General features: G+C 52.7%; 1 protein-coding gene and 1 pseudogene. Both read right to left on the bottom strand.

Annotated features, from left to right (window positions below):
* Positions 1-85: 85 nt before the first annotated feature.
* A complete protein-coding gene (locus tag LAT75_RS15455; RefSeq protein ID WP_291483723.1) occupies positions 86-2,851 on the bottom strand; it encodes a YCF48-related protein in 2,766 nt (921 codons plus the stop codon).
* 87 nt (positions 2,852-2,938) lie between these two features.
* A pseudogene (locus tag LAT75_RS15450) lies at positions 2,939-3,222 on the bottom strand (hypothetical protein); the annotation flags it as partial.

Genomic DNA, 3,222 nt, shown 5'->3' with positions numbered 1-3,222 from the left:
AGTACCAGCAAAAGGGCGGAAGCAGCCAAAAGGGTGCCTTTCATGCTCAATTTCGTGTTCATTTGTTTAATCATTGATTTAGCCCCTATTTGATTACCGCAAATTTGCCCACTTTCTCACCAACACCAGGGGCATCCACATGGTAGATGTACACCCCGTAGGAAAGTTCCCGGTTGTCGTTTGTGATCATATCCCAAACGTAGCGGCTTTCAGTAGCCGGGTTATTTACGTTCAGGGTCTGAACCAAACGACCTGCAACCGTAAAAATGCGGATGGTTGCCTGCTGCGGAAGGTTCGTGAAGTGCAGCTGACGGCCACCTGCACGCGGTTCAGCTTCGTGGGTTGTGAGGTAAGGGTTCGGTACTACTCTGATGAGTGCGAGCGGATCTTCAACTTCTGTCAGGTCCACTCCGGGGAAATTTGACCCCTCAATGGTGAAGGTGAATTCATCAGCCGAAGTAAGCGGCTTCACCGTAAAGAATTGCAGCTCATCTCCTTCAACCGGATCAACGGTGAGGCCAAAGGGGCTTGTTGCCGTGCGCGCAAGCATGGAAATACGCCAGGTATCTACGAGTTCGCCATCGCCGTTCACATCTTCAAGAATATAAATGATATCACTTCGGGACTGATTGTTGTTGTCGAAAGCGGCACGGAATCGCCGGAAGTCTTCTGTTGCGGCCCAGTTCTGCCCGCCGTCTGTACTTCTGATACGGGTTGAGTTTGCCCCTGCAACCACAAGTTCGTTTGCGCTAAGAAAGTCGAAACCGTACAGCTCAACGCTTGTACCGCTGTTTAAAGCTTCCCAGCTGAGGCCGCCATCCGTTGTGTTAATGATAGTACCGCTTCGGCCTACAGCCCAGCCGGTAGTGCTGCCCGCGAAAGAAATCGCATTCAGCTGCTGATTGGTAGGGGTAGTCAGTTCAGTCCAGGTTTCGGCAGCATCTTCCGTTTTGAAAATACGGCCGCCGGTACCGGCAAGGTAACCGGTTAATGCGTCCGAAAACGTCATTCCGAAAAATTCCAGAATCGGCCCTACTTCAAGAAGCTCCCAATCGGCACCGCCATTGTTCGTTTTCAGGATGCGGGAGCGCCCGCCTGTAAATACAAGACCGGAAACGTAGCCGGTTTGATCATCGGTAAAGTGGACATTGTTGAAGCGGTTGATAACGCCTGAGGTTTGTGCCGTCCAGGTGTTACCTCCGTTTGTGGTAGCAATGATCACCCCATTATCGCCCACTGCCCAGCCGTTGTCAGGGTCAGTAAAATAAATGTCCCGAAGGATAGCTGTCGTGCCGGTATTTTGCGCAGCCCAGCTGTTCCCGCCGTCTGTTGTACGGATGATAACGCCATCGCGGCCGGCTGCCCAGCCGTTTTGTGCATCCGCAAAATGCGCTGCTTTGAGCCGTACACTTACGCCGCTTTCAATATTCGACCAGGTTTCCCCGCCGTCCGCTGAACGCTGAATGAGGCCTGCGGAACCAAATATGAGTACATTATTATCGCTCAGATAAGCGACATCGCGCACATCACGCGGGAGCTGCGGGTTGGTGAAGAAGGCGAAATCCACTTCCTGACCCGTAACGGTGTTGGTAATCGACAGGTTGGTGTTTTCCACAGGGATGTTGGTGTTGCCTATGGTAAAAGCAGTTGACTCACGTACCGGGCCGTCAAAAAATTCGAGGCGATAATCAGACGGGGTCGGGTTACGGCCGGAAACCCCAATCACAAAATTGTGGATGTTCGCGCTTTGACCCGTTACCCAGTTGGTACGATCCTGATCTACAGCTACGCGGGTCGGGATGTCATCAACAGAAAAGAGAAGCCCTTCTTTTACCGGCAGCTCAACGCCCTGAAAATTTTGCAGGCGGTCGAACAAGGCTTCGCCGGTTGTTGTGTTGATGAGGGATACACTTTTGGTTACCAGATCAACAACATTGCCCGGCCGCTCGATGAGGGTATCGGTAAATACAATTGAATAATTGTTGCCGTTACGCAAGGCAGCGGGGTCAATAACCTGAAGCTCAATGGTTCCGGAACCGGAGCCGCTCACGCGGCTGATAGCGGGGTCCTGAGCCGGCACAAAACCGGCTGCACCGCGCTGTGGCGTTACTTTTACTACGTTCACGCCGGTAATTACGCTGCCATCGGGCAGTATTTCGATATCCAGACCGGAATCAATCGGAGGAACGGTGTAGATGGAATTTGGAAGCGGAAGCACCGGCAGCCCCTCATCATCAAACTCGATGGGCAGCTCAAATTCAGGCAGGGCGTCGCCGTGCGTGAAGGAAACAACCGCGTAATAATAGGTACGCCCGTTGGTGAGGCCGGTATCTTCCCAGATACGGCGGATGCCGGTATCGGAGCCCATCCAGATGCGCTGCCCGCCAACCGAAGCCGGGTGATACCCGGTAATTTCGTTCTGAAGATCAAATACATCTTCAAAAGCCAGCCGGGTGCGGTTTCCCTGATTATCGGTGATGCGAAGCGCATCCGTAAACTCAGGGTCGGTCGATTTGAAAATCATGTAGCCCTGAAAGTTATTCGGGTTGGCAAAAACATCTTCAAAAACACCGGTCGCTACCGGGCGGCGGTACACTACGTAGCCGTCAAAAAACGGATCGAAGTGAAATTCAGCGGCATCATCCCAATAAAGCAGTACGCTTCCGTCGCCAACTACCGCGCTAAGCTGCGGCTTGGGCGGACGAATGGGCTGTACAGCGCCATTCTCATCCTGCGGGAACACATACAGCCCGCCGGATGTGTTTTGCTGCCCCTGAACTTGTGTGCTGAAACCGGCCGTGATAAAACCGGCGGCAGCCAGGCTGAGCAGCATCGTAGCAAAAAATCTCATAGATAACCTTGCGTGTTCGGATTGAAGGATCCGTTGAGAGAGGATATTTGTAATGTCAAAAGTATTTTTCATATCGGTAATCCTCCCTTAAAATTTAACTTTAAGTGAGAAGCGGTTGGTTACGCCCAGAATTTTGTGGCTTTGCAGCGCGTAGCCAATGTTCAGGCCCAGGCCGTTGTTCACTTCGTAGTTAACCCAGCCGCCGGCTGCGAATTCGAACATCCGGTCGTCCAGAAACAAATCAGGCAGACCCGCCTGTACGGCGAACAGTTCATCGAAAAACGCCGCCTCTATGCCTACATTCACGCTCTGCGTGTTGTTGCTCGGGCTCACACCGTCGGCCATCAGCGTCAGGCGTACCACATCGGTCT

The sequence above is a fragment of the Cyclonatronum sp. genome (genome assembly GCF_022565315.1).
Classification (GTDB): Bacteria; Bacteroidota; Rhodothermia; order Balneolales; family Cyclonatronaceae; genus Cyclonatronum.
Note: the sequence above shows the minus strand (reverse complement) of the source record. Positions and strands in the feature narration are given on the sequence as shown.

Excerpts from the sequence above, each read along its gene's own strand:
- LAT75_RS15455 (WP_291483723.1), bottom strand. The coding sequence starts at position 2,851 with ATGAGATTTTTTGCTACGATGCTGCTCAGCCTGGCTGCCGCCGGTTTT.